General features: G+C 66.1%; 6 protein-coding genes. All 6 read left to right on the forward strand.

From position 1 onward, the window contains the following. A partial coding sequence (locus tag RKP46_RS08625) for a PAS domain-containing protein (RefSeq protein ID WP_311106266.1) occupies window positions 1–735 on the forward strand: 735 nt, incomplete at its 5' end. Continuing rightward, entirely contained in the window at window positions 732–1292 is a 561-nt protein-coding gene (locus RKP46_RS08630; RefSeq protein WP_311106267.1) for a chemotaxis protein CheD, read from the forward strand. The genes RKP46_RS08625 and RKP46_RS08630, both read left to right, overlap by 4 nt. Window positions 1293–1298: 6 nt before the next feature. After that, window positions 1299–2117, forward strand: coding sequence for a protein-glutamate O-methyltransferase CheR (locus RKP46_RS08635; RefSeq protein ID WP_311106268.1), 819 nt, complete (start codon window positions 1299–1301; stop codon window positions 2115–2117). 14 nt (window positions 2118–2131) lie between these two features. Continuing rightward, window positions 2132–3235, forward strand: a complete 1104-nt coding sequence (locus tag RKP46_RS08640) for a chemotaxis response regulator protein-glutamate methylesterase (RefSeq protein ID WP_311106269.1) — start codon at window positions 2132–2134, stop codon at window positions 3233–3235. 36 nt (window positions 3236–3271) lie between these two features. Continuing rightward, window positions 3272–4105, forward strand: coding sequence for an HDOD domain-containing protein (locus RKP46_RS08645; RefSeq protein WP_311106270.1), 834 nt, complete (start codon window positions 3272–3274; stop codon window positions 4103–4105). 292 nt (window positions 4106–4397) lie between these two features. Further along, window positions 4398–5280 (forward strand): PAS domain S-box protein (locus RKP46_RS08650; protein WP_311106271.1); only part of this gene is annotated, 883 nt, incomplete at its 3' end.

A 5280-nucleotide genomic window follows, 5' to 3' on the forward strand; every position in this document is an offset into this window, starting at 1 on the left:
GTCAGCCCGAGCTACGCCGATGCGATTGGCAAACCGGTAGCGTTCTTTCCTGGCCGCAAGTACTTCGAACTCTTTCCACACGCGGCGAGCGAAGCGGTCTTTCGCCAGGTGCGCGATTCCGGCATCGCGCGCGCCTGCTCGGCTCGGCCCAGCCGCTGGCAACCCGGACACGGCGGCGATCTCGATCGCTGGAACTGGTCGCTGACACCCTTCGCCGAGCATGCCAAGTCCGACGGCACGCGCTATCTGGTGCTGACCATTCAACACCCGGCCGCCCGGCCCGACGCTGCGCCGCGCGAGCCGGGCGACGGCAGCATTCCAGTGGCCGGCGAAAGGCGCTTCCGCAGCCTGTTCGAAACGCTCACTTCGGGCTTCGCGCTGCATGAGATCGTCCTCGACGCGAACGGCAAGGCGTGCGACTACCGTTTCCTCGAAGTCAATCCCGCCTTCGAAGCGATCACCGGCCTCGATCGCTTGCGCATCGTCGGTCGTTGCGCCAGCGCGGTCGTCCCGCAGCTCTATAACCGTTGGCTCGAACGATACGAAATCGTTGCCTTGAAAGGAGACTGCGCGCAGTTCGACGACTTTTCCAGCGATCTCGGGCGCCACTACCGGGTGACCGCCTACTGTCCGCACTATGGCCAGATCGCGGTCATCTACGACGATGTGACCACACTCCGGCGACCAGGTGCTGGCCCGGCGCCGGCGCCGGACAGCCAGCAGGAAGACCGGTGAGCCATCCGCGCGAGCTCGAGCGGATGGCGCGCAACGTCAATCCCGGCGCCTGGGCGGTCGAAAGCGAACGCCCGATGTCCACCCTGCTCGGTTCTTGCGTCGCCGTCTGCTTGTGGGATCCGGCGCTGCGCCTCGGCGGCCTGAACCATTTCATGCTGCCGCGCCACGAGAAGTCGAGCAACCGCGACCTCGACGTGTTGCTCTGTGGCAACTTCTGCATGGAAGCGCTGATGAACGGCATGCTCAACCGCGGCGCGCAGAAGAGGCGCCTGCAGGGCAAGGCCTTTGGCGGCGGCAACGTGATCTCGACGCTGACTGGCGTCAGCATTGGCGAACGCAATGCCGAATTCGCCCGCGAGTGGCTGGCACGCGAGGGAATCCAACTGCTCGCTGCCGACCTGATGGGCCCGTGGTCGCGCAAGGTCATCCTCGACCCGCAGACGGGCGAGGTCTTCTGCAAGCGCGGTCACACCAGCCAGAGCATCCTCGAAGCCGAGAGGTCGTACGCCAGCACGCTGCTCGCCGCGCCGAAGAAGACTGACATCGAACTTTTCTGAGCACCGATGAACGCCGTCCGCCCCGCCATCACCGATCAGGAGTTCGCCCTCTTCCAGCGGCTGATCTATCGTATCGCCGGGATCAGTCTGTCGGACGCCAAGCGCGTGCTGCTCGTCGGCCGCCTCGGCCGCCGGCTCGAATACTACGGACTCGCCACCTACGGCGAGTACTACCGGCTGCTGTCGTCGGACGAAGAACCGAACGAGCTGCAGAAGATGGTCGATCTGCTGACGACCAACGAGACCTATTTCTTTCGTGAGCCGCAGCACTTCGACTTCCTGCGCGACCTGGTGCAACAGGAGGCGGGTGCTGGCGGCCTCTTCCGCATCTGGAGCGGCGCCAGTTCGAGCGGCGAGGAAGCCTACTCGATGGCCATGGTCCTCGCCGAGTACTGCCCGCTGCGCGCGTGGGAGGTTTTCGGCTCGGACATCAGCATGACCGTACTCGCGCGCGCGCAGGCGGGCGTCTACTCGCTCGAGCGCATCTCGGGGATTCCGCCGGCGTTCTTGCGCAAGTACTGCCTGAAGGGTGTCCGCTCGCAGGAAGGAAAACTTCTGATCGACGGCCGGCTCCGGCAGCACGTCCGTTTCGCGCAGGTCAATCTGACCCAGCCGATCAGCGGCGTCGGCCAGTTCGACGTCATTTTCCTGCGCAACGTAATGATCTATTTCGATACTGAAACCAAGCGCAAGGTGGTTGCGAACATGCTGCCCAGCCTGAAACCGGGCGGCCATTTCGTTGTTGGCCATTCGGAATCGCTCAACGGTCTGACCACCAACCTGCTGGCGGTCAGACCGACGATCTATCGCAAGCCAGCCGGATGATCGGGCACGGAACGATGAGTAAGCCAAGAATTCGCGTGCTCGTGGTAGACGACTCGGCGGTCGTTCGGCAGGCGGTGGCGCGAGCGATCGGCGAAGCGGGCGATATCGAGCTGCTGGCGACTGCCGCCGATCCACTGTTCGCCATGGAGAAGATGCAGCGCGCCTGGCCGGACGTGATCATCCTCGATATCGAGATGCCGCGCATGGATGGCCTTTCCTTCCTGCGCTCGCTGATGGCCAAGCGTCCGACGCCGGTGATCGTCTGCTCGTCGCTGGCCACCGCCGGCAGCGAGGCCTTGACGCAGGCGCTGGCAGCCGGCGCCTTCAGCGTCATAAGCAAACCGAAACTCGGCCTGAAAGCCTTTCTGGAGGATTCTTCAGACGACATCGTCGCCGCCGTGCGCGCCGCGGCGCGCGCCAACGTCGGCGCGCTACGCGCGATGGCCAGCGGCAGCGCGGCGACGCGCCTCGCTTCACCGCCCCCGGCGAGTCAGCCGGTCAACCGGGCAGACGTCATCCTGCCTGCCGGCACGGCACCGGTGCTGCAGACGACCGACAAAGTGATCGCCATCGGCACCTCGACCGGCGGCACGCAGGCGCTCGAGGCGATCCTGACCAGCCTGCCGAAAACGGTGCCAGGAATCGTCGTCGTGCAGCACATGCCCGAGCGCTTCACCGGCATGTTCGCCGCCCGGCTCGACGCGCTGGCCGCAATCGAAGTGCGCGAAGCCCGCTCGAACGACCGTGTCCTCCCCGGCCGTGCGCTCATCGCACCAGGTGGCAAGCACATGCTGCTCAAACGCAACGGCGCCCAATACCACGTGGAGATCGTCGATGGTCCTCTGGTCAATCGCCACCGACCCTCGGTCGACGTGCTGTTTCGTTCGGTGGCGCGTTTCGCCGGGCGTAATGCGCTGGGGGTGATCATGACCGGCATGGGCGACGACGGCGCGCGCGGCCTGAAGGAGATGCGCGAGGCGGGTGCCGCGACGATCGCACAGGATGAGGCCTCGTGCGTCGTCTTCGGCATGCCTCGCGAAGCAATCAAGCTGGGCGCCGTCGAGCAGGTCTTGCCGCTCTCGCAAATTGCCGCGGCGCTCGTCGCTGGCGAGCACTGAGCCGCACCGCGTGCCGCCACAGATCGGAGGCAAGACGTGCAACGATATGAAATCCTGAAGAACATCGCAGCGCAGATCGAGCACGGTGAAGTCAGCTTCCCGACCAGCGCCGTCGTCGCCCTGAAGCTCAAGCGCACGCTCGACGACCCCGCCTGCTCGCTCGATCAGGCGGTTCGCCTGGTGCAAGCGGAACCGCTGCTGGCAGCGCGCGTCGTCGCCGTTGCCAACTCGGCAGCGTGCAATCGTTCCGGCCGACCGATCACCGACGTACGCACGGCGGTCATCCGGCTCGGCTTTCGCTACCTGCGCGCACTGGCCAGTGCTGTCGTCAGTCGACAACTGGCGGCACCGGCGACAGCGCGCGACCGCGAACTGGCCGACCGGCTGTGGGAGCACACCGCGCACGTCGCCGCCTTGGCGCAGGTGCTCGCCCGCCGGGTGACCCGGCTCGACCCGGAGACGGCGCTCTTTGCCGGCATCGTGCACGAAGTAGGTGCCTTCTACCTGATTTCGCGCACCGCCGACTTCCCCGGCCTGCTCGACGAGGACTTTCCCACCTGGAGCGAAAGCGGCGAGGCCGAGGTCGGCCGTGCCGTGCTCAAGGCGCTGGCGGTTCCCGAAGTGATCGTCGACGCGGCCGAGGTCTGCTGGCAAGGTTTTCTCGCCATGCCGCCCACCAGTCTCGGCGATACCCTGCTGCTGGCCGACGAACTGGCGCCCGTGGAGAGCCCGCTGCGCGACCTCGACGGCTGTCCGCGCGAAGGCATGGCGGCGTCGATCGACCTCGTCGTCGGCCTGGAAACCTTGGGCGAGATCATGCGCGAGTCGGCCGACGACGTGGCCTCGCTGGTCGCCGCACTCCGCCTCTAGGCTGGCCGCCCGGAAACGCCACCCGGCCCAGCGGACGTACGCGCAAGCGCACGCGCCAAAGCCCACCGGCGGCGACCACCGAGCGCAGCGATGGTGCTTGCGCCGGGCGGCGTGAGGCTACGGCAAAGCCTGGGCGAAGGGTGAACGAATGCACGAACAGTCGGTCGAAAAAAAGGTAAATTGTCTCCCGGCAGCGCTGACACCGATCATCGCGGCACTCAGCCTGGCCGTTTGACGAGCTGGATCGGCGAACGCCGACTCCCGGCTGGCAATCTTTCACGGGCCATCGATCATGACATCACTCTCCTTCGCCAGCAGCCAGGTCGAACGGCAGATCCTGGGTGGTCTGGCGGCCGACTCGCCCTGGCTCGCGCTGCTCGAGCACGCGGGGCTGGCCATCGCAGTGCTCAACGCCGACTTCGACATTCTCTACGTCAACCGCCATTTCGCACTCGCCAACGGCAAGACGCTGGACCTGCTGGGCGGGCGCAACTACTTCGATGTCTTCCCACAGACGCGCGTCGAACAAGTTTTTCGGCGCGTCCGCAGCTCCGGAATGGCGCACGTGCACACGGCCCGCCCGTTCCTGACCAACGTCAGCCCGACCGGTGGAGCGGGCGACTGGAACTGGTCGCTGCGTCCGATCGGCGAAGGCGACTATCCGTTGAGCGAAACGGCGCCCCATCTTCTGCTCAGCATGCAGGCGGCGCAATTCGCTCGCGAACCGGCGGCTCGCCATTCGCCGGACTTGCGCGAGACGGTGCTCGACGGCTTCTGGCTGACCGATCTGAGCGGCCGTCTGCTCGAGGTCAACGAGACCTATTGTCAGCTTTCCGGCTATACGCGCAGTGAGCTGCTGCAACTGACGGCGCAGCAGCTCACTGCCAGCCCCACTTGCGCAATGGCTACGATCCCTGGCGACCGGGTCGCCACCACTGGCAGCGAGCGCCTGCTCACCCGCCATCGCCGCAAGGACGGGACGACATGGGCCGTCGAGGTCACCACATTCCACTCTCCCGATTCAGGTGGGCGCCTGTTTTCCTTGCTGCGCAGCATCGGGCCCCAGAAGCACGACGAGATCCGCTTGCGCGCCTACGACCGGTGGCGCGAGCTGGGCGAGCGCGCCGACCTCGAGGCACACCTGCACATCGCGCTCGAAGGCGCCATCGAGCTGA

This window comes from Accumulibacter sp. (assembly GCF_031732815.1).
In the GTDB taxonomy this organism is placed as follows: domain Bacteria; phylum Pseudomonadota; class Gammaproteobacteria; order Burkholderiales; family Rhodocyclaceae; genus Accumulibacter.